Origin of the sequence: Schaalia turicensis ACS-279-V-Col4 (assembly GCF_000296505.1) — a bacterium.
Classification (GTDB): Bacteria; Actinomycetota; Actinomycetes; order Actinomycetales; family Actinomycetaceae; genus Pauljensenia; species Pauljensenia turicensis_A.
The window spans coordinates 1-15,977 of the sequence record NZ_JH815212.1 but is presented as its reverse complement, the minus strand read 5'-3'; the positions used below and the strand labels follow the sequence as shown (position 1 = coordinate 15,977).

At 55.9% G+C, this 15,977-nt stretch carries 29 protein-coding genes; 7 read left to right on the top strand and 22 right to left on the bottom strand.

Annotation, left to right across the window (positions count from 1 at the left end; translation table 11 throughout):
* Positions 1-11: 11 nt before the first annotated feature.
* The 21 genes from HMPREF9241_RS08545 to HMPREF9241_RS09815 form a co-directional block, all read right to left on the bottom strand.
* Entirely contained in the window at positions 12-326 is a 315-nt protein-coding gene (locus HMPREF9241_RS08545; protein WP_006681888.1) for a hypothetical protein, read from the bottom strand.
* A gap of 128 nt (positions 327-454) precedes the next feature.
* Entirely contained in the window at positions 455-778 is a 324-nt protein-coding gene (locus HMPREF9241_RS09820; protein WP_040318768.1) for an HNH endonuclease, read from the bottom strand.
* Between the two features lie 138 nt (positions 779-916).
* Positions 917-1,117, bottom strand: a complete 201-nt coding sequence (locus HMPREF9241_RS08535) for a hypothetical protein (protein WP_006681887.1) — start codon at positions 1,115-1,117, stop codon at positions 917-919.
* Between the two features lie 116 nt (positions 1,118-1,233).
* A complete protein-coding gene (locus tag HMPREF9241_RS08530; RefSeq protein ID WP_006681886.1) occupies positions 1,234-2,031 on the bottom strand; it encodes a hypothetical protein in 798 nt (265 codons plus the stop codon).
* Positions 2,028-2,186, bottom strand: coding sequence for a hypothetical protein (locus HMPREF9241_RS09450; RefSeq protein WP_006681885.1), 159 nt, complete (start codon positions 2,184-2,186; stop codon positions 2,028-2,030). Before HMPREF9241_RS09450 ends, HMPREF9241_RS08530 begins: the two co-directional genes overlap by 4 nt.
* A gap of 136 nt (positions 2,187-2,322) precedes the next feature.
* A complete protein-coding gene (locus tag HMPREF9241_RS08830; protein WP_006681884.1) occupies positions 2,323-2,709 on the bottom strand; it encodes a single-stranded DNA-binding protein in 387 nt (128 codons plus the stop codon).
* A gap of 74 nt (positions 2,710-2,783) precedes the next feature.
* A complete protein-coding gene (locus tag HMPREF9241_RS08520) occupies positions 2,784-3,527 on the bottom strand; it encodes a hypothetical protein (RefSeq protein ID WP_006681883.1) in 744 nt (247 codons plus the stop codon).
* A 176-nt stretch (positions 3,528-3,703) separates the two neighbouring features.
* Complete coding sequence (locus HMPREF9241_RS08515; protein WP_006681882.1) at positions 3,704-4,057, bottom strand: hypothetical protein; 354 nt, start codon at positions 4,055-4,057, stop codon at positions 3,704-3,706.
* Positions 4,058-4,061: 4 nt separating this feature from the next.
* Positions 4,062-4,499: a hypothetical protein gene (locus tag HMPREF9241_RS08510; RefSeq protein ID WP_006681881.1), complete on the bottom strand. Its 438-nt coding sequence runs from the start codon at positions 4,497-4,499 to the stop codon at positions 4,062-4,064.
* Positions 4,496-5,485, bottom strand: a complete 990-nt coding sequence (locus tag HMPREF9241_RS08505) for a hypothetical protein (RefSeq protein WP_006681880.1) — start codon at positions 5,483-5,485, stop codon at positions 4,496-4,498. Before HMPREF9241_RS08505 ends, HMPREF9241_RS08510 begins: the two co-directional genes overlap by 4 nt.
* Positions 5,486-5,629: 144 nt before the next feature.
* Positions 5,630-6,121, bottom strand: a complete 492-nt coding sequence (locus HMPREF9241_RS08500; RefSeq protein WP_165544443.1) for a RusA family crossover junction endodeoxyribonuclease — start codon at positions 6,119-6,121, stop codon at positions 5,630-5,632.
* Between the two features lie 397 nt (positions 6,122-6,518).
* The gene (locus HMPREF9241_RS08825; protein WP_006681876.1) at positions 6,519-7,769 is read right to left on the bottom strand and encodes a DNA-methyltransferase; all 1,251 of its coding nucleotides are present in this window, start codon (positions 7,767-7,769) and stop codon (positions 6,519-6,521) included.
* Positions 7,766-8,083 carry a DUF4406 domain-containing protein gene (locus tag HMPREF9241_RS08480; protein WP_006681875.1) on the bottom strand — a complete coding sequence of 106 codons (318 nt, stop codon included), beginning with the start codon at positions 8,081-8,083 and terminating at the stop codon, positions 7,766-7,768. The genes HMPREF9241_RS08825 and HMPREF9241_RS08480 overlap by 4 nt, the downstream gene beginning before the upstream one ends.
* The gene (locus HMPREF9241_RS08475; RefSeq protein WP_006681874.1) at positions 8,080-8,622 is read right to left on the bottom strand and encodes an ERF family protein; all 543 of its coding nucleotides are present in this window, start codon (positions 8,620-8,622) and stop codon (positions 8,080-8,082) included. Before HMPREF9241_RS08475 ends, HMPREF9241_RS08480 begins: the two co-directional genes overlap by 4 nt.
* Positions 8,615-9,448, bottom strand: a complete 834-nt coding sequence (locus HMPREF9241_RS08470) for a PD-(D/E)XK nuclease-like domain-containing protein (protein WP_006681873.1) — start codon at positions 9,446-9,448, stop codon at positions 8,615-8,617. The genes HMPREF9241_RS08475 and HMPREF9241_RS08470 overlap by 8 nt, the downstream gene beginning before the upstream one ends.
* Positions 9,438-9,590, bottom strand: a complete 153-nt coding sequence (locus HMPREF9241_RS09445) for a hypothetical protein (RefSeq protein ID WP_165544442.1) — start codon at positions 9,588-9,590, stop codon at positions 9,438-9,440. Before HMPREF9241_RS09445 ends, HMPREF9241_RS08470 begins: the two co-directional genes overlap by 11 nt.
* A gap of 199 nt (positions 9,591-9,789) precedes the next feature.
* Positions 9,790-10,002, bottom strand: coding sequence for a hypothetical protein (locus HMPREF9241_RS08460; RefSeq protein WP_006681870.1), 213 nt, complete (start codon positions 10,000-10,002; stop codon positions 9,790-9,792).
* Positions 9,999-10,412, bottom strand: coding sequence for a hypothetical protein (locus HMPREF9241_RS08455; RefSeq protein ID WP_131367675.1), 414 nt, complete (start codon positions 10,410-10,412; stop codon positions 9,999-10,001). The genes HMPREF9241_RS08460 and HMPREF9241_RS08455 overlap by 4 nt, the downstream gene beginning before the upstream one ends.
* 186 nt (positions 10,413-10,598) lie before the next feature.
* Positions 10,599-10,808, bottom strand: a complete 210-nt coding sequence (locus HMPREF9241_RS08450) for a helix-turn-helix domain-containing protein (RefSeq protein ID WP_006681868.1) — start codon at positions 10,806-10,808, stop codon at positions 10,599-10,601.
* Positions 10,805-11,611: a phage repressor protein/antirepressor Ant gene (locus HMPREF9241_RS08445; RefSeq protein WP_006681867.1), complete on the bottom strand. Its 807-nt coding sequence runs from the start codon at positions 11,609-11,611 to the stop codon at positions 10,805-10,807. Before HMPREF9241_RS08445 ends, HMPREF9241_RS08450 begins: the two co-directional genes overlap by 4 nt.
* Complete coding sequence (locus HMPREF9241_RS09815) at positions 11,608-11,844, bottom strand: helix-turn-helix domain-containing protein (protein ID WP_424133821.1); 237 nt, start codon at positions 11,842-11,844, stop codon at positions 11,608-11,610. The genes HMPREF9241_RS08445 and HMPREF9241_RS09815 overlap by 4 nt, the downstream gene beginning before the upstream one ends.
* Positions 11,845-11,942: 98 nt before the next feature.
* Between HMPREF9241_RS09815 and HMPREF9241_RS08435 the strand changes: the two genes are divergently transcribed.
* Positions 11,943-12,230 (top strand): helix-turn-helix domain-containing protein, encoded by a 288-nt coding sequence (locus HMPREF9241_RS08435; protein ID WP_040318760.1) that lies wholly within the window; start codon positions 11,943-11,945, stop codon positions 12,228-12,230.
* Between the two features lie 105 nt (positions 12,231-12,335).
* On the opposite strand, the gene HMPREF9241_RS08430 is transcribed toward HMPREF9241_RS08435, so the two are convergent.
* On the bottom strand, positions 12,336-12,554 hold the full coding sequence (locus HMPREF9241_RS08430; protein WP_006681864.1) for a helix-turn-helix domain-containing protein: 219 nt from the start codon (positions 12,552-12,554) through the stop codon (positions 12,336-12,338).
* 110 nt (positions 12,555-12,664) lie between these two features.
* Between HMPREF9241_RS08430 and HMPREF9241_RS08425 the strand changes: the two genes are divergently transcribed.
* The 6 genes from HMPREF9241_RS08425 (at position 12,665) to HMPREF9241_RS08400 (ending at position 15,628) form a co-directional block, all read left to right on the top strand.
* Positions 12,665-13,084 carry a helix-turn-helix domain-containing protein gene (locus tag HMPREF9241_RS08425; protein WP_006681863.1) on the top strand — a complete coding sequence of 140 codons (420 nt, stop codon included), beginning with the start codon at positions 12,665-12,667 and terminating at the stop codon, positions 13,082-13,084.
* Positions 13,077-13,583, top strand: a complete 507-nt coding sequence (locus HMPREF9241_RS08420; protein WP_006681862.1) for a hypothetical protein — start codon at positions 13,077-13,079, stop codon at positions 13,581-13,583. Before HMPREF9241_RS08425 ends, HMPREF9241_RS08420 begins: the two co-directional genes overlap by 8 nt.
* A gap of 61 nt (positions 13,584-13,644) precedes the next feature.
* Positions 13,645-14,037 (top strand): helix-turn-helix domain-containing protein, encoded by a 393-nt coding sequence (locus HMPREF9241_RS08415; RefSeq protein ID WP_006681861.1) that lies wholly within the window; start codon positions 13,645-13,647, stop codon positions 14,035-14,037.
* The gene (locus HMPREF9241_RS08410) at positions 14,034-14,492 is read left to right on the top strand and encodes a hypothetical protein (RefSeq protein ID WP_006681860.1); all 459 of its coding nucleotides are present in this window, start codon (positions 14,034-14,036) and stop codon (positions 14,490-14,492) included. The genes HMPREF9241_RS08415 and HMPREF9241_RS08410 overlap by 4 nt, the downstream gene beginning before the upstream one ends.
* Positions 14,493-14,556: 64 nt before the next feature.
* Positions 14,557-14,934: an ImmA/IrrE family metallo-endopeptidase gene (locus HMPREF9241_RS08405; RefSeq protein ID WP_083856979.1), complete on the top strand. Its 378-nt coding sequence runs from the start codon at positions 14,557-14,559 to the stop codon at positions 14,932-14,934.
* 130 nt (positions 14,935-15,064) lie between these two features.
* On the top strand, positions 15,065-15,628 hold the full coding sequence (locus tag HMPREF9241_RS08400; protein ID WP_006681858.1) for an Ltp family lipoprotein: 564 nt from the start codon (positions 15,065-15,067) through the stop codon (positions 15,626-15,628).
* Positions 15,629-15,977: the final 349 nt, after the last annotated feature.

Here is a 15,977-nt window from a genome sequence, read left to right as displayed (position 1 = left end):
GCCTAGCAACATCAGATAGCCTTCGCGTCAAACGGTTGGTCTTCGGCGACGACATGCAAAGACCTCGCTTCCGTAGCCCTTTCAGCGTCTAATTTTTCAAGTTCTGACGCGATTTCAAGCACTAACCGGGTCAGTTGAGCGCGGTCACGGTCCAGCAAATCCGGCTTGTCTAAAGTTTTCGCGACCCTGACCCCGGCACTGAGGAGGACTTCTTCACGACTGCGCGTTTTCAGCGCGCTTGCAACGGTTTTCACCCGCGTGAGCCTCTTACCGCCTGGTGCGCCGTTGGCATCTGCTGGATTGTAAATTTTCAACTTCGCTGTCATACGCTCACCTACCTCCTGCGGGTTCGAAATCGGGGGGATAAATCGCTATCGCCCCTGGGGTGCGAGCGGGGTGGGGGGGAGGGGTATTGGCCCCCCTTCTTCCCTTGGTGTGACCTGCTTCACACTTGTTACCATCGGCTTGTGTTATCCAAAGGCATAACGTTAAACGACGTTTTATCAGGTTGTTTGTGTGCGCGTTTTGCGCCTAACTTGCCACCTAGATGTTGGTTGCATCGTCGGCAGATGATTCTCCCGTTGGCTAGGCTGGTGCGTCCACCTGTTGCGGTGGCTTGAATATGGTCTGCTTCAGGGCTGTTTGGTCGTCTACTTGCTGTGTAGTCGAGTGTGACTCCGCAGAGTGGGCATCGTGTTTGCCCGGTGTTTAGTGCGCGTTGGATGAGTGCTTGGCGCCATTGTTTATGTTGGCGTGTTCCGGTGCGTGATGTGACCATACCTAAGAAACTCAAAAACATTGCCAGACAAGCAGGCAACCCCATGACTCCCGCAGAAGGGAGTGCGATTCACTCATTTGATGTGGGGTTGAGTGGTGGTGAAAAAGGAGACAGTTGTGCCTCGGTTCTAGGGGTATTTTAGCATTTTTTGATAGATGCGCGAGGGATTGCCCAGGTGTCGCCGATTTTGGTGGCGGGGAGGGTGAGGATGATCTGCCCTTCGTTTGCGCGGGGGTTGGAGATGGCGACGTGGTAGGTGTTGAGTGCTTCGATGTAGTGGTTGATGTCGGTTTCGGTGAGGTGGTGTGTGGTGATGGTGGCGTTGTAGTTGGTGGGCATGGGTGTGTCCTTTCGTTTTGGTAGTGTGGTGTGCGGGCCCCTCCGGGTCGGGAGGCACTTGGTTTGCTTCTCGGCTCGGAGGGGTTTCCGCTATTTCCAGCGGAACCCGAGACGCTTCAAGGGGCGGAGCGAGTTTTGGATGCTGCGCCAGTCGCTTGTATTGGGGTGTTTCTTTTCTCTCGCCCCTCCATTAGGCGCCGCGCGAGGAGGTTTGCGGTGGCAAGGCTGAGGGTTTGCGGGTGGGTATCAGTGAGCGTGAGTCTGCCGGTGCGAGTCCAATTGTGCACATCATCCTTCGACAAGTCTGGCCATATGGTGAGGAATTGAGCGACGCTCACGCGAATACCAAGGTCAGTGACAGCTTGGAGGAGGTTCCGGTCTGAGGCTTTGGTCGCTTCAATGTAGTCGGCGACGTCATGGTAGGTGTGACCGCGGGGGCATTCGAGGGGGCCTTCTGCTCCGCGGCGTGTTTGGGCTTGGGTGACGGCCTCGGTGCATCTGGTCTCGGGGCAAGGGCCGATAACGCGCGGCGTGTGTCCCGTCATGTTGGCTATGCGCCCATGAAGGATTGTTAGCTCGTCGGTAAAAGCGTCCCAGTTGTCCCAGGTGTTGGCGAGGCGTTGTGTGTTATCGGCGATGGCATGTAGAGGGTTGCCTGTGTAGGTAAAGCCAGTGGTAGCGACCCAGCGTGTAGCCCATGCGACGATTTGCGCATGGGTGCGGATAGCTGCGACTCCGTCACTTTCGGCGTCAACATTGGGTGCGATGAGGTCACTGAGGTCGTAGCCTGCGCCGTGTGAGTGGGTCGTGATGGTGACGCGGGGGCTTGTGAGGGTGGTGATGGTGTCGCTAAGGAGGCGCGCCCACGTGTCGAGTTCTCTAAGCTGGCGGGCGGCCTGTTTGGGGGTGGTCATGCGCGCTCCTCGGGTGTGTTTGCTGTGAATCCGAGCATTCGGGGTGTGCTGTCGTGGTTGGCATGTTCGATGATGGCTTCGGAGCCTGATGGTTCGGGTTCTAGCGTTTGCTGGTCTCTGTCGATGTTGAGGCTGATGGTGAGCGCGATCCTCATGCTGGTTCCTCATTGCTCTTGGTGATTGTGACGGGGTGGGGCGTGTGGTTTTGGTTTGTGTGTTCGGGGTTGGGTGGTGTTCGGGGCGGGCAGGTAACCCAACGGACTACCTGCCCACCGTTGGTTGTGGTGGTGTTTAGAAGGGTGGCTGCGCGGGGTAGGCGTTTTGGGTGTTCAGCGTCTGCCGGACGGGTTTCTTAGGGACGATGGCGATTTTGGGGAAGCGTAGGAAGAGTTTTTCGCCTTTGGTGTTGTCGTTGCGCGTGTATTCTTCGCGGGCGAGGGTGCCGGCGGCGATAATTCGGTCGCCCTTGTGTAGAAGGTCGGCGTAGGTTTCTGCGTCGTCGTCCCAGAGTGTGGCGTTGATCCAGAGGGGGGAGCCGTCGTCTTCCCATTCGTTGCTGGTTTTGTTTTTGCGTCTGGGGGTGCAGCAGATGCCGATTTCGAGGAGGGGTGTCCCATTTGGGGTGTAGCGGAGGTCGGGTTCGCTGATGGTTCCTTTGATGGTGGTTTCACATGTCATGGTGCGTGTTCTTTCTTCCTGTGTGTGTTGCTGATGATGAGTTCGCGCGCAATGTGGATGTTGTTGCGTTCGGATTACCGGTCTTTGAGGTAGTCGTACCGGGTTTTATCGATAACGATTGTTGATTTTTCTAAGTCGATTGACGCAAGGAGCGCGACGAGGCGCATGTATTCGTCGTTGCGGTAGGGGTATTCGGCGTATGCGTGGTGATTGCGCCCGTAGTATTTGTGAGCGTGTTTTTTAATGTGGCGTTCGCATGATTTGCGGGTGAGGAAGAATTGATCTTCACGGTAGCGTTGCACGGTGCGTACGGGGACGATGTCGATTCCGACGTTGATGCCTTGTTCTTGGGCGTAGTTCTTGAGTTTTTCTAGCTGTTCGAAGTAGGTGGCGCAGGGGTCGTCTTCCAGGCATAGGCAGCTTATGAGGTCGTCGAATTCGCCTGGATGGTTTGTGGCGAGGTCTTTTACGTCGTCGATCGATTCGAACTCTACGGGGTCACAGTCGCAGTATTCTCCACAGCAGGATGCGTGTGCGTCGATCATGAGCCCGGTTTTTTCTAGGGTCGTGTCATAAAGGGTGTGTACTGGATCGAATTCGGCGATGCGTTTAATGATTTCGTTTAACGTGCATTTTTCGCCGTCGAGGATGAATATGTAGTCGTCGGCGTTTTCGTGGGTGGTTGACTCCTGGGTTTTATAGGCGATGACGTATATTCCGGGTTTGCGGGTGTAGTCGTATTTTGCTCCGTTGGTGATGTCGTCGTTGAGTTCTTTTTGGAATGTGTGGAACCAGTTGGGCAGGTTTGCGATGGTCATCGTGTGTTTCCTTTCAGGGGTGGTCGTTAAGGGGTCTAGACGCTATTCTGACGGGCTTTCACGCGTTGAATAGCCGTAGCGCGTTTAGGGACTGTTCGCGCGTTCTAGGTGCCTTACAAAACGTTTACGGGGCATGTCCACCGTGGGGCGCGCGCCGGTCATGGGGGTTCCCTTGGTCAGGCGAAGTAGGGGTCGGTCATCTGCTTGTAGAGGTCCTTCGCCATGTCGAGCGTGATCGCTTGGCCTGTGTTGGCCTTGTAGAACGCTTCGGTCCTGCCTCGGTGCTTGTAGACGCTCATGACGTACAGAATTTCGGCAACATCTTCGATGAGGTAATAGTTCTGGTCGTTGTGCCATTCGTGGCGGACGATGAGGCTCCCGACTTCGATGTAGGTTTCTACGTTTTCGGCGGGGGCGAAGGCTTCACGGAAAAGGTTGATGAACGGGTCGTTCCAGTTGTCGCTGGTGAATTGCTGGTTGTCGCCGGTAAATGCGTTGGTATTTTCCCAGGGCTCGGGGTTGTCAGTCATGGGGTTATGCCTTTCGGAGTTGAGGGCGGATGTCGTGGTGGTGTGTTTCGAGTTCGGGCGGGGGAGTGCGACCGATGGCCCGCCACGCGGCAGAGGACGCGGCGTCGAGGTCGAGGCCATCACCCAAGCCCTGCATAAGCGCTTTCTTCCACGCGATTTCCAGATGCGGCTCATCCCCGAGGCCGTCTGGGGTCAGCGTCTGGTTATCCAGGGCGTTCTTGATCCGCTGACGGCGAATGTCTCTGGATCGGTGATTGATGTCGGCGGGCATGATCCAATCCCGCGATTCGGCGTAATGGTCGCGGACTATTGCAAGAGCGTCAGCGAGGGTCAGATTCGGGTCGAGCGCTTCAGCCCATGCGGCGGTTGTTGCCGGGTCGGGGCGCCGGTTGTCGTAGGCCGCGCACTTGCCGAGGACGACGGCAGCTTCTTGGGGTGTCATGCCTGGATTTCCTTTCTAGGGGCTTGGGCGAATTGTTGGCCGAGTTCGATCCAGCCTTGGACGCGTTCGGATGTTGTGGCGGCTTGGTTCCGATGAGCGCCTTGGCGTCCTTGACGTTCTTGGGCGTACTCAGCGGACTTTTTGAGCCATGACCTGAATCCGGCATCCCAGTCAACGAGGCGACGGCCTTGGGCTTGCGCGTGGTTGCGGAAGTCTTCGGCTTCAGAGCCGAGGTTGAGATGAAGCCTGCGGGCAGTCTCGGCGTGCGTGTCGTTGGGTTGCCAGTTGTCGGGGAGCCTGGTTTTTTGTGAGCGTCGTTTTGTGGGCGTGGGGTCTTCCGCGTTTGCGGAAGCGCCCCCTCTCTCTACGTAAGTAGAGGGCTCTGGGTTATGGGTTATGGGATCGGAATCAAAATTGAAAGGGTTCCCCTCTTTTAGGGGGATCGAATTTGAATCAAAATCGAAACCGTTTGAATCAAAATTGGAAGGGTTTCGAAACCAATCTGGAACGAAATCGGAAGGGTTCACGATCTCGTCCGTGAACTGTTTCGAGACCGGCTCGGCACCCGCACCGGCCTCCCAGTCGGGGTGCTCCTCGCGGGCGCGACGCACCTCGGCGGACACGATCGCCTTAATCTTCCTCGACGCGATCCCACCGTGAGCGCGGACGATCGCCTTCACCATGTTCGGAGACTTCATTCCGCCGTCGTGTCGAACGAATGAGCGGATGACTGCTTCCTCCGTGTCGGGGTCGATGGCGATAAATCCGCCGTGCCCGAGTTCGTAGGCCGCCGCCCGAAGTTCGCGGACGGTGATGCCTGAGGCATAGTGCGTGAGCTTCGGCTCGCGCCAGTCGATGACACCGCACGCGTTGAGTGTGGGGTGGGTGAGCATGACGAAGTAGAGCCATTGGGCGCGGTAGGTGAGCGCCTGAAAGTCGGGGTCATTCCAAATCGTCAGCTTCACGCGGGAGTATTCCCTTCCCATCGTCTTCCTCCTTCCTGTGGTCTGGTTTGGGCTGGCAGTGGTGGGGTTTCTTCTGGTCCCACGGGTCTGGGCTCCATGCGCCGCACCTGGGGCAGGCGTGGTTGGAGCGGATGGGCGTGGTGTGCGGGTACGGCGGGCGTCGCATCAGAACGGCACCTCCTGTCGGACGATCGCGAGGTCAACGCCCGCCGGATGCTTCTCGTCAGCCCACCGCTTCTCCGCTAACCAGCGGATGATGCGCCCGTCCTCGCGGATCACACCCCGACCGCCCTTCGGCGCGAGCGCGTCACCGACCGCCCTGATGAGTTTGTCGAGGTCCGGCTTGCGCGCCGGAGAATCCTTGAATTTCGTGCGCGGCGGCTTCGGCATGAAGAAGACAGCGCGGATGCTGATCGGCTCCTCGAGGGGGAGAATCCACCCTGCTTGACGCGCATACAAGGCCGCCACGTTGCCGATGGTCTGCCGCCACTGGGGAAGGTCAGGATCGGTGTGGACGAGGATGGGGCGACCGGCAGCGTGCCCGACGTACTTGGTTGACCCCTCGGGGACAGGCTCCCCTGGAACGAAGAAGTTGATTGTGCCCGTCACGGTCTGACCTCTTTGTCTGGGGTGGTTGTGTTCACGCAGTGGGCGCACGCGTACAATCGCCGACTGCCTTTGTAGAGTCGGACGGCGTTCTGGTCGAGAACAAGCCGTCCGCAGGCGTCGCATTGACTGGCGTAGCCTTGAGATGCGGGCTTGTTGTTGCGCTCAGCTTTACGGCGAGCCCTGCGTTCGTATAGGTCTTCGCCCGCGAAGATTCCAGCAAAGTCTCGTTCGTCTGTTTCCACCCCTCGGATTTCGAAACGATCATTTGTTGTCCGACACTCAACAAACAGTGGACATATGAAACAGATTTTGCGCGCCAGCTTTTTAAGATCGGCGGAGTCAGGCCACGATTCGGATTCTCCAACTTGGGTGCACAAGGCAACGTCTTCAGACGCCGGAACAACCAAATCGTTAAGCGCAGTAAAGTCGTTAAACACACTTTTGCTCATTCTGTTCCCCCCTCGAAGTTGAATGGAACGTCACCGATCCGCCTGAGCCGTTGCATGATGAGCGGAAGGTAGGTTTCCTCGCGTTCAATGCCGATCGCGTTGAAGCCTTCGAGGACTGCTGCCTCCAAAGTCGTGCCGGACCCGGCGAAAGGGTCAAGGACTGTGCCGCCCGGTTGGGTGACGAGGCGGACGAGCCAGCGCATGAGGGCGAGAGGCTTAACGGTCGGGTGGGCAACACCGTTGACCTTGGGGCGCTCCCGTGTTGGTGCCCTCACCTCGAAGCGGAAGGTGGGGAAGAACCGGGAACGCCCGCCCGGGGTGGTCACATCAAGGTCGGCGGCGACGTGCCCGTCAATGGTGAGGTTCGGCGGCCATCTGCCGTCAGTTCCGTTAACGCGGGTCGCGTTAATGTTGATAGCGCCCGTCCCGTAGGCAAGGACATTATCCGCGACGGTCCCGACAAGGGGCTTTCGTGCGACGATACACGGCTCAAAGGCGGGTTTGAGGGCGGTTCCCCACCCCTGCCACCGCTTCGCCTCGTCAAGGACCGGAGTACCAGCATTGACGACGCGAAGATCGAAGTCTGTTGCCTGGTTGTCTATGTTTCGTTTGACGACCTTACGGTCGGTACGCCTCGCGAAGGCGGAGAACTTGCCACTGCTTCGCTCAGTGACGAGCTTTTCAATACGCGCGGGCACCTTGGGCAGGATTGGACGCAACTTGTCAAAAATTGCTTCAGTCGGGATCGCCGGTTGCTGCTTACTCGACAAGTAGCGGTTCCCCGTGCGCGTTCCGGTAGCTTCGTTGATCTCGCGAGCTGTAATCCCCGTTGAACGCATCCACTCGGTGAACTCAAGCTTGCGCGCCCTGCTATTGTTAGACTCCTTGTCAATTGCCTTAGCAACGTCGAGGGACTTTGGCACTCCGTTGGCGTAGAGCCACGCAATCTGGTCGCGCAGTTCGAAGCCCGCGTCTTCGACTCCGCAGGCGAGACGGTGCCAGGTGCGCGTGCCACCGAAGGCGAGCATGTGCCCGCCGGGCTTGAGGACGCGCAAACACTCGACTGCCCACATGCGACACCAGTCCTGGAAGTCAGGTTGCTTGTCCCACGTCTTGCCCATGAAGCCCAGGGCGTAGGGCGGGTCGGTGACGATAGCGTCGACAGACGCCTCAGGTAAGGTCGCCAAGACCTCCAAGCAGTCGCCGTGATGCAAAGTGATGAGGTCGTCTTTGTAGTAGGGGGTCATGCGCTTGTTCCCATCACGTAGTCCGATACGGGGCGGGTGGGGATGTTGAGGGCGTGCGCCACCTCAATTTCGAGGCGAGCGCCCCGTGACTTTTCCCAGTCAGGGAGGAACGCCAGAGCGTCCGCGACGGATAGCATCCGCAGGTCGGCGCGCATATGATCTTCCCAAGGCGCGGTGTCTGCCAGCCCGTTGCTGGTCGGGTTCAACACCCAATACCCGGCCTTGAGTAGTAGATCTTCGGCTTTGTTGAATTCATCAATGTTCTTGTCCGGGCGTCCCGTCATGGGCCCGGAAATGTAAACCTTTTTCGTCATGAGCGGCCTTCCTGCTGTTGAAGGGCGGTGAGAGCTTCGACGCGCGCCCGTATTGCGGTTTGCATGTGTGGGTATTGCTTCCACCATTCGCGCAACTGGTGGATGTCGTCGCAGTCATAAACCGCGCCTTCGCTGAGTTCTGGTAGTACGGGTTGTGAGGCTTGTTCTGCGTCGTCATCAGGGTCGCCGGTGATACCCCAGTCGGCTTGGGCTACCTGACGTTTCGTGTAGGTGAGCGCTGACCCGAACGCCTGGGGGTTTGATTGGTGTTCCATCGGCATATTCGACAGGGGCAGACAACTGCCGTCCATGGAATACACGGCAGACTTCAACGCCGGTTGCCCGTTGATTTCTCCCACGCTTTGCGTGTATGCGATCCCGTGGGCTTCACACGCCTTACGGATAACATGCAGAGTTGCTTTCAAGGTGGCAAACCTGTTTTTAAAATGCGGGTTGAATCCGTCGAGTTCGGGATTGTGACAGTCCCGGAGGGCTCTGGCAAACAGAGCCTCAATGCTTGATTCTTGTTTTTCACTCATCGTCTTGTCCTAGTTCGGTGTTCAAGTACCAAAGGGGAGCACTCAACATGTGCACCCGGTCCCCATATCCCGGCCACGTGTTGAAAGTCCGGCAGGTGTCAAACGTGTCAATCGCCCTGCGCATACGCTGGCGGGCGGCCTGTAAAAACTCCGCGTCCATTTCGACAACGCTGACAAGATGAGGCTCTTCAACCCCCACAAGGACATGCAGGAAACGAGGCGCGTTGCCGGTGACCTGTTCCCACATCGCCCGATACCACGCCGCCTGGAGCGGGTAGTCAAGGCTGGCCGCTTGCCTGCGCCACACGCTCGGGTTAGCGTCCCGCGTCGTCTTGACATCGACCAATGTTCCGTTGGTTTCCCAGTCGATCCTGCCCCGAAGCCAGACCCCGGTCTTCCCGTCTTGGGTGTAGATGGACTGCTCAGGTGTGCCGGTTTCAAACAGTTCGCCCGCCACACGATGGTTTATGACCGCGTCCGCCGCGTTTTGTGCCCGCTGAAAGTCAGCCAACGCGATAGGCACCTCACCGAGGGCCCGGTGTGCTTCCACGTCCTCGCGCGCGGCCTTAGTGCGCAGGCTGTCGTGTTCGTGAACGTACAGGTTCAAACCCGCGCCTAAGACGAGCGCGTGGACAACATGCCCGAAATCAAACGCCGGTTTTGCTTCGGCGGGGTGATCCTTACTCCACTTATATAAGGCGGGGCAATTGAGTATGCGTTTGGCTTCCGTGGACGAGAGGGAGTCAGCGGGCCCGAACTCGCACGAGTGGTAGTCGAGCTCTGGAATATCCGGGTAGATTCCGGCAGTAAACTGTTTAACCGTCATAGTCGTCTAACCCCATTTGCCGGTCCCGCCACTGCTCATACTCCTCATCGCTGGAGGCGAAAGGATCGGTTTCTTCTTCGTCGTCAACGTCTGGCGGGTCGGGCTGGACAAAATCGCGGAGCCGGTCAAAGTTGTGCATCACTTGCCCTCCTCCTTATCGGTTGGTTGCGGGGCGGCTCTCGTGATGGTGACCGGGTGATCGATCCCATCGGTGAGGTCTGCTTTCGTGATCCGCATGTAGCCCGGCGGCGCGACGTATGGTGTCTCCCATGACTGTTCGCAATTGCGCCACGCTGCACGGGGGGCGCGTCCGGGTGGAGTCTGAACAGGGATATAACCCATCAGTTGTCCTCCCAGTCGTCTAAGTGGTGGAACTGGTGGCCGTCGTGGATTGCCCAGAGGGTGAACAACCCGGCGATGCTGAGTGATATGAGCATTCCGCCAAGTGCGATTGGCATTGGCCACCCATAGGGGTTGTCCAATCCCGGCATTGCGAACGCGAAAAACAAGGCGACGACGGCGAAAAGGGTCGCAATAGTCTCTTTCCAGCTCACCGGGTGCCACCCCCAACCGGGGAACAGCTCACGTAGGCTGAGGCTTCTTCAGGGCGAACACCAACAAAAATCAGCCAAAAAGGCTTCACATCAACAGTCGGAATAGGCATGTAAACCTTCCGGTCATCAGACACACGCACCTCAAACCCGCACCCGCAGAGATGATCCAACGCTTCCAGCGCCTGACTCTTGTGGTAGAAAACCCACTGGCACGTCGAACAGTCCGCGTGGTCGGTCAAAATCTGGTTATCGGGCGCAATGCCCTCATCAGAAAGGCGAACAGCAAAGTCATGGACGATTTGAGTGATCTCCGTATTACGGTCGGCGTTCACTTTGCCGCCCCCATATCCGCAGAACATGCAGTCTGGGCGTGCGCTTGGCTCACCAGTTTCCGGTTCCTGCGAGCCCACTTTTCGCGGTCTGGCACCGCATTCGAACGCTTCACCCAATGTGTGAATAGCTTGTAGAGCCAGTTTTGTCGTGTATGATTTCTCATGAGATTCCTTTCTCTCGCCCTCCATGTGTTGCCTCACGAGGAGGGCACTTTTTACTTGTCTGATAGGCAGGCTTCAATTCCCGTAAGTGGGAGCTTTCTTTTACGCGTATGGTGTGATCCATTGGTTGAGTTCCTTGCCTCTAATGCGGATACGAGTTCCGGTTTTGACTGCATTAAGGTCTTTTGCCTCCAGTGCGCCGATGATGAGGCCACGGCTCACATTGAGCGTTTTGCATACTGCGGCGATGCTGTAGTAGTCGCTTGGGTTGAACGCCTCACGCGGATCAGCTGGAAGTTCTTGTCTAGTCATGACGCGGCCTTTTCTGCTTCTTCGAGGAGCTTCTTGTTCCAGCCCTTGAGGTAGCGCTTAATGAAATACAACTGGCCCTTGCCGGTGACCTTGGGTGTCTTGTTGACGGTTACGTGTCCGTCAGAGTGAGTGACGGCGGTTTCTTTGATCTTGAAGAGCCCGAGTTCCATTGCCCGTTGTGTGGGCATGTTCCAGTCGCTTCCTTGGCGTTTGATGAGGTAGCCGTCCTCGCGCAGGAGTGTGAAGAGTCGGTTTGCGCCGATGTTGAGTCCGTTGCCTTTGAGGATTTTCGCGAGGTCGCCAACAAGGATGCTCGTGTGGCTGGTAGCAACCGCGTCAGCGAAAAGCACTTTTGGCTTATTGGCTTCGTTTTCGGCTTCGAGTGCCGCCCGCTTGGCTCGTTCCTCCTTGAGGCTGGTTGCGAGCTGGATGATGAAGTCCGGGTCGGTGAGAGCTTTCTCGGTGGCCTCGGGGGTGAGGTAGCCACCGTGCTTGCGGATCGACGGGAGAACGTCGTCGAATACCCAGGCTTCGAATTTCTGCGCTGAAGGCAGTTTGCTTGAAGCGATTAGCCTATATAGGTCGCCTTCAGTAATGAAGCGGATTTGTTGGGTTCCGCCTGCCGTCTCAAGGGGGTAACGAATTGGACCCCCCTTGCAATGGTCTCGAATAGCTTTGCTGGGGTTTTCATATCCAAGCGCAGTCGCTACGTCTTTACCGCAAAACAAGACCTTGCCGTTCTGCTCCAGAGTACGAACCTCACCAAAATTGGCATTAGAAAAAGTCTGAATATTAGTAGTCATTTGGTTAGACACTCCCTGCATAGTGTTCGGTCGACCAGTCGGATTGGGCTGGTGTTTGTTGCGTCAGCTATTGCGAACATGGTTTTGACGCTCATGTCCCGTTTCCCTGCGAGGATTCGATGCAGGGTGGTTGGGTGAATGCCCGCTTTGATTGCGATGTCTTTCTTGGTTTTCCCTGATAGGGCTATCGCAACCTCCACAGACCTCAATAGTGCCGAATAGCTTTCTAACATTGCCATGTGGCTACAGTAATTACCGCACTGGCTATCTGTCAAGTTGTACATTAAAGCCTCCTAGCGATCGAAACTAGCTAAGCGGCTATACTGGCGACATGCGCAGTATCGAAGAGGAAAAAGAGGCCGCCCAAAAATTCACGGCCATGACCGGGGCGGCGATAAAAGCCGCTGCCGCATTCGACGGCAAATCCATCAAGCAACTCTCGCGGGAAACCGGCGTTGAATACGTGACCCTTGGGCGATACCTCAACGGCAAAAGAGACATACCTCTTTCGGTTATTTACCGTTGCTGTAGCCACCTTTCGATTAGTATGCCCGGATTGTTTACCGACGTGTACGCGCGCATGGGCTGGATTAAAACTGAGTTCCACCCCCACCCCTAGAGCGATCGGGCAAACTGCGGTATCCTCATAAGTAAAGGGAATTACCTCGTTCATCGTGTTTTCCTTTCCGCCACCGCCTAATTGCTCTAGGTGGTGGCACTTCTTTTAAGCGGCTTGGCTTGCTGCTTCTTCGGCGATGCTGATGAGTTCAGACGTTTCCATGTCGAAAGCGCGCGCGATTCCTGCGAGCGTGTTGATGTTTGGTGTGCGTCCGTCGAGGACGTTGTAGATGCTCTGGTCTGTAACTCCTGCTTCGTTGGCGAGCTTGAGTGCTGACCAGTGCCGCATCCTCATTCCAACTCTGACTACGGTTGCGATATTCATGTCCACCTCCTTATATCTTCGTAATTACGAGCATGTAAGTAGAGTAACCTCGTAAATACGAACTGTCAAACAATATTGAACAAGTCTAGATAATTGGCATAATTAGTGGCATGGGGCGGAAGAAACTCAAGATCACTGAACTCAACGAATGCCTAGGTGAAGCTGTTTTGCGATTACTGAAAACGCAAGGGAGCTCTCAGGCGCGATTGTCTGAATGCTCTGGGGTTTCTGACTCTCGGATCAGCGAACTCACGCGCAATCTTCGCCTTTTCACGCTGACTGACATTGAAGCAATAGCTGACGGGCTATCCATTAAGCCTTCTCAGCTCGTCGCCCACGCTGAGCGCTTGCTAGCCGAACGCTCCAAGCACGCCGATAACGTGATCGACTTCCCGCACACGCGGGAAGAGAACCTACCCGACTTCACCAAACTCGCAGCACGCAAAGTCACCAACCGCCCAGAATGGGAAAAACGACAAGCCCTCGATGACATCGGCGAGGAGTCTCAGGATCCCGGGGACTATGAATAGTGAGTTCAAGCCCCTCAAATGGCCACCCGGACGCGCCTGCAAGTCCACAACCAACGGCCACTGCTATGAAGCCGTTTTATACAAAGGACAGTGTGGCAACTTTCCAACAGAATTCCATAGATTCCTAAGCAAGCTCACCAAAACACGCAAGAGCGCACTGTGTGGCTTAATTGCATCAACAATTCGTGACGCTACGCTGGGACAGCTTGATCCAGTCACGCGTGACGGATATGGAGACCGTACGGGCGAAGTAGAACAACTAGCGCGCGGTGGGCACAAGATTCTTGAAGTCCGTCTAGAAGAACGCTTCAACCCTCCAGAAGAACTGCTCCCAGAAAAGCGCCTGCGACTGTACTTTGCAGAGCCTGATTATCCTGAGATCATCCTTTTTCTCCTGCTCGAACCAAAACCTGTATCCGGTGAAGGAAAGATCGTCCAGGATGTTCATATTGACGAAGCGGTCAATCGTGCTAATGACTGGTGGGCATCGTCTCACTAGGCGCAAAAGAATTCACGAAAGCAACCAAAAGGTTGCATACTAGGTGCAAGAAGGAGGAAGCATGGACATTTTTGACGAACTCGGCATTGACGTAACCGACGAAGGAACGATCAACGCCATCAATATGTACTCACAACTTCGCCAAGTCACACGCGACCTCGTCAAAATCCGTAAAGAACGCGGACTACGCCAACAAGACATTGCTGACGAACTCATGATCTCGCGTCAAGCGGTGGCAAAGATTGAAGACCCGAGTGGTAATCCAAAGATTTCCACTCTTATTACATACGCCATCGCCGTAGATGCAGCAATCGAAATAAAGGTGAAGAAGCGTCAGTGGCTGGAGCTAGATTTCATGCTCCAAAGCGATCAGGCATCCGAAGAGACGATTAAAGAGTTTTGGGGTTCTAGTCGTAGAACGACTAAATCTAGTCGAACAGGGATCACGGTATGAGCACGTTAAAGCTCGAAGGTGTCGATACGTTGTCCTACAAGATGGAGCGACGTTTTGGTGCCTCTTCAGATTCGAATAGTGACCAGCATCAGATTGAATTCTCAGTTGAGAGCCCATTCCAAGATGATGAAAACAAGAAATTCGGTTACATTGTCACAACGACAGTGACCAGTAATGACGCTGTCATTGAAACACGTCTAGGCCTGCGCTACTCAGGCGAAGCCGAAGCTTGGGACAGTCTCACTGAAGAAAGCCGACTGGACTTCATGTGTGACGTTCTCCTTCCTGACTCGTATCCATACGTTCGATCGCTTGTTCAATTCGCTGCTGGACCGTTAGGGACGACTGCGATTCTGCTGTCAATGCTCGACATTCAACGTGTCAGAGAAACGTGGACAGTGAGCGGCGGAGATGCGGGCGAAGAAAGCCAAGACCCCGGGGACTACGAAAACTAGCAGTGCAAAAAGGTTTACCCATGGTCACCCATACGCTTCAACCATGTGGCACCCGTGGAGAGCCTTGCGTGAAGCAAGCGAGATTGAACTGATCTGGGCGGAGAACCTCCCGGACGGCGTGTTGGGTGCGACCAACGGAAAACAAATCTGGCTATCATCAAAACAGTTTCAAACAGAGCGCCGTTGCACGCTCACGCACGAGTTGGTGCACATCGAGCTTGGGCACGACGGGTGCCAACCGGTAGCGGTTGAAAAGCAAGTATGCGTTGAAGCGGCAAGGAGGCTCATCACCATTGACCAGTTGCGCACGTGGCTCCCGTGGGCACTCAGCATGGAAGAGCTTGCCGAATGCCTTTGGGTGGACGAGGACACGCTAAAAGCCCGACTGGAAAATCTCACCGCCGAGGAATTGCAAGAACTCTCTACCGTTCTCAGCGACTAACCGCAAGAGGCTAGCACTAGCGTTAGTTAACGATTCTGTAAAAATACTGGTTACTCTGCCCGCCAGAGATACCAATGCATGTACCTTACAAGGGTATTTCTGTATGCAAGTTCAAAGGAGACAAAGCACCGTGAGCGTACCGTCAACAAGCGCAGTAGCCAAGAAACCGTTCTACAAGAAATGGTGGTTTATTGCTGTCGTACTCATCGTGTTCGTAGGTGCCCTAGCGCAAGCGTGCGGTGGCGGGACAAAAAATGCAACGTCCACACAGTCAGTAGCACCCGTTGCGGGAACCCAGTCAGCGGAGGGAACCCAGTCAGCGGAGGGAACCCAGTCAACAGAGGAAACCCAGACGGCAGAGGAAACCCAGCCAGCGGAAGAGCAAGTCCCCGCCGAGCATAAGGCTGCCCTGCTTTCCGCGAAATCGTACGCAGATACGATGCACCTGTCGAAGCAAGGAATCTACGACCAGCTCACCTCTGAATATGGGGGGAAGTTCCCAGCAGAAGCCGCGCAGTACGCCATCGATAACGTTGAAGCCGACTGGAATAAGAACGCTTTGGAACAGGCGAAAAGCTACCGCGAGACGATGGCCATGTCGAATGACGCTATTTACGACCAGCTTATTTCTGAGCATGGCGGAAAGTTCACCGAAGAGGAAGCACAGTACGCCGTCGATAACCTAGACAATTAGGCTCAGTAAGGGCGCGTAGAGCGCACGACGTGCACCCCGCCACCTCAACGAGGTGGCGGGGTTTTCTTTACAATGGTGGGTTTTTGATTACGGATTACCTAATGCGATCTACTTCACACCTGACGGTATCGGCAACGCCGTGGGGGGTGGAATTAGGTGCTGGCGCATTTCGGCTACTTTTTTCGTTGTTTTGCCAACGGGCGTTTCTTCAACGATGTGGGCCGTTTCTTCGCGTGTTGGAGCGTGAGCGGTTGGCGGGCTAGTTGCACGCTGATTGCACGCGCCACCGCTTCCATGGCTGTTTGCACTGGTCAGCGGTGGTGTCAGGACTGATTCCCCCCATCTCCAC

Excerpts from the sequence above, each read along its gene's own strand:
- HMPREF9241_RS08475 (WP_006681874.1), bottom strand. The coding sequence starts at position 8,622 with ATGAGTGAAAAACAAGAATCAAGCATTGAGGCTCTGTTTGCCAGAGCC.
- HMPREF9241_RS08545 (WP_006681888.1), bottom strand. The coding sequence starts at position 326 with ATGACAGCGAAGTTGAAAATTTACAATCCAGCAGATGCCAACGGCGCA.
- HMPREF9241_RS08420 (WP_006681862.1), top strand. The coding sequence starts at position 13,077 with ATGAATAGTGAGTTCAAGCCCCTCAAATGGCCACCCGGACGCGCCTGC.
- HMPREF9241_RS08450 (WP_006681868.1), bottom strand. The coding sequence starts at position 10,808 with ATGACTAGACAAGAACTTCCAGCTGATCCGCGTGAGGCGTTCAACCCA.
- HMPREF9241_RS08520 (WP_006681883.1), bottom strand. The coding sequence starts at position 3,527 with ATGACCATCGCAAACCTGCCCAACTGGTTCCACACATTCCAAAAAGAA.
- HMPREF9241_RS08415 (WP_006681861.1), top strand. The coding sequence starts at position 13,645 with ATGGACATTTTTGACGAACTCGGCATTGACGTAACCGACGAAGGAACG.
- HMPREF9241_RS08515 (WP_006681882.1), bottom strand. The coding sequence starts at position 4,057 with ATGACTGACAACCCCGAGCCCTGGGAAAATACCAACGCATTTACCGGC.
- HMPREF9241_RS08510 (WP_006681881.1), bottom strand. The coding sequence starts at position 4,499 with ATGACACCCCAAGAAGCTGCCGTCGTCCTCGGCAAGTGCGCGGCCTAC.
- HMPREF9241_RS08825 (WP_006681876.1), bottom strand. The coding sequence starts at position 7,769 with ATGACCCCCTACTACAAAGACGACCTCATCACTTTGCATCACGGCGAC.
- HMPREF9241_RS08505 (WP_006681880.1), bottom strand. The coding sequence starts at position 5,485 with ATGGGAAGGGAATACTCCCGCGTGAAGCTGACGATTTGGAATGACCCC.
- HMPREF9241_RS08470 (WP_006681873.1), bottom strand. The coding sequence starts at position 9,448 with ATGACGGTTAAACAGTTTACTGCCGGAATCTACCCGGATATTCCAGAG.
- HMPREF9241_RS08435 (WP_040318760.1), top strand. The coding sequence starts at position 11,943 with ATGCGCAGTATCGAAGAGGAAAAAGAGGCCGCCCAAAAATTCACGGCC.
- HMPREF9241_RS08535 (WP_006681887.1), bottom strand. The coding sequence starts at position 1,117 with ATGCCCACCAACTACAACGCCACCATCACCACACACCACCTCACCGAA.
- HMPREF9241_RS08425 (WP_006681863.1), top strand. The coding sequence starts at position 12,665 with ATGGGGCGGAAGAAACTCAAGATCACTGAACTCAACGAATGCCTAGGT.
- HMPREF9241_RS09815 (WP_424133821.1), bottom strand. The coding sequence starts at position 11,844 with ATGTTAGAAAGCTATTCGGCACTATTGAGGTCTGTGGAGGTTGCGATA.
- HMPREF9241_RS08530 (WP_006681886.1), bottom strand. The coding sequence starts at position 2,031 with ATGACCACCCCCAAACAGGCCGCCCGCCAGCTTAGAGAACTCGACACG.
- HMPREF9241_RS08480 (WP_006681875.1), bottom strand. The coding sequence starts at position 8,083 with ATGACGAAAAAGGTTTACATTTCCGGGCCCATGACGGGACGCCCGGAC.
- HMPREF9241_RS08445 (WP_006681867.1), bottom strand. The coding sequence starts at position 11,611 with ATGACTACTAATATTCAGACTTTTTCTAATGCCAATTTTGGTGAGGTT.
- HMPREF9241_RS09820 (WP_040318768.1), bottom strand. The coding sequence starts at position 778 with ATGGTCACATCACGCACCGGAACACGCCAACATAAACAATGGCGCCAA.
- HMPREF9241_RS08430 (WP_006681864.1), bottom strand. The coding sequence starts at position 12,554 with ATGAATATCGCAACCGTAGTCAGAGTTGGAATGAGGATGCGGCACTGG.
- HMPREF9241_RS08410 (WP_006681860.1), top strand. The coding sequence starts at position 14,034 with ATGAGCACGTTAAAGCTCGAAGGTGTCGATACGTTGTCCTACAAGATG.
- HMPREF9241_RS09450 (WP_006681885.1), bottom strand. The coding sequence starts at position 2,186 with ATGAGGATCGCGCTCACCATCAGCCTCAACATCGACAGAGACCAGCAA.
- HMPREF9241_RS08830 (WP_006681884.1), bottom strand. The coding sequence starts at position 2,709 with ATGACATGTGAAACCACCATCAAAGGAACCATCAGCGAACCCGACCTC.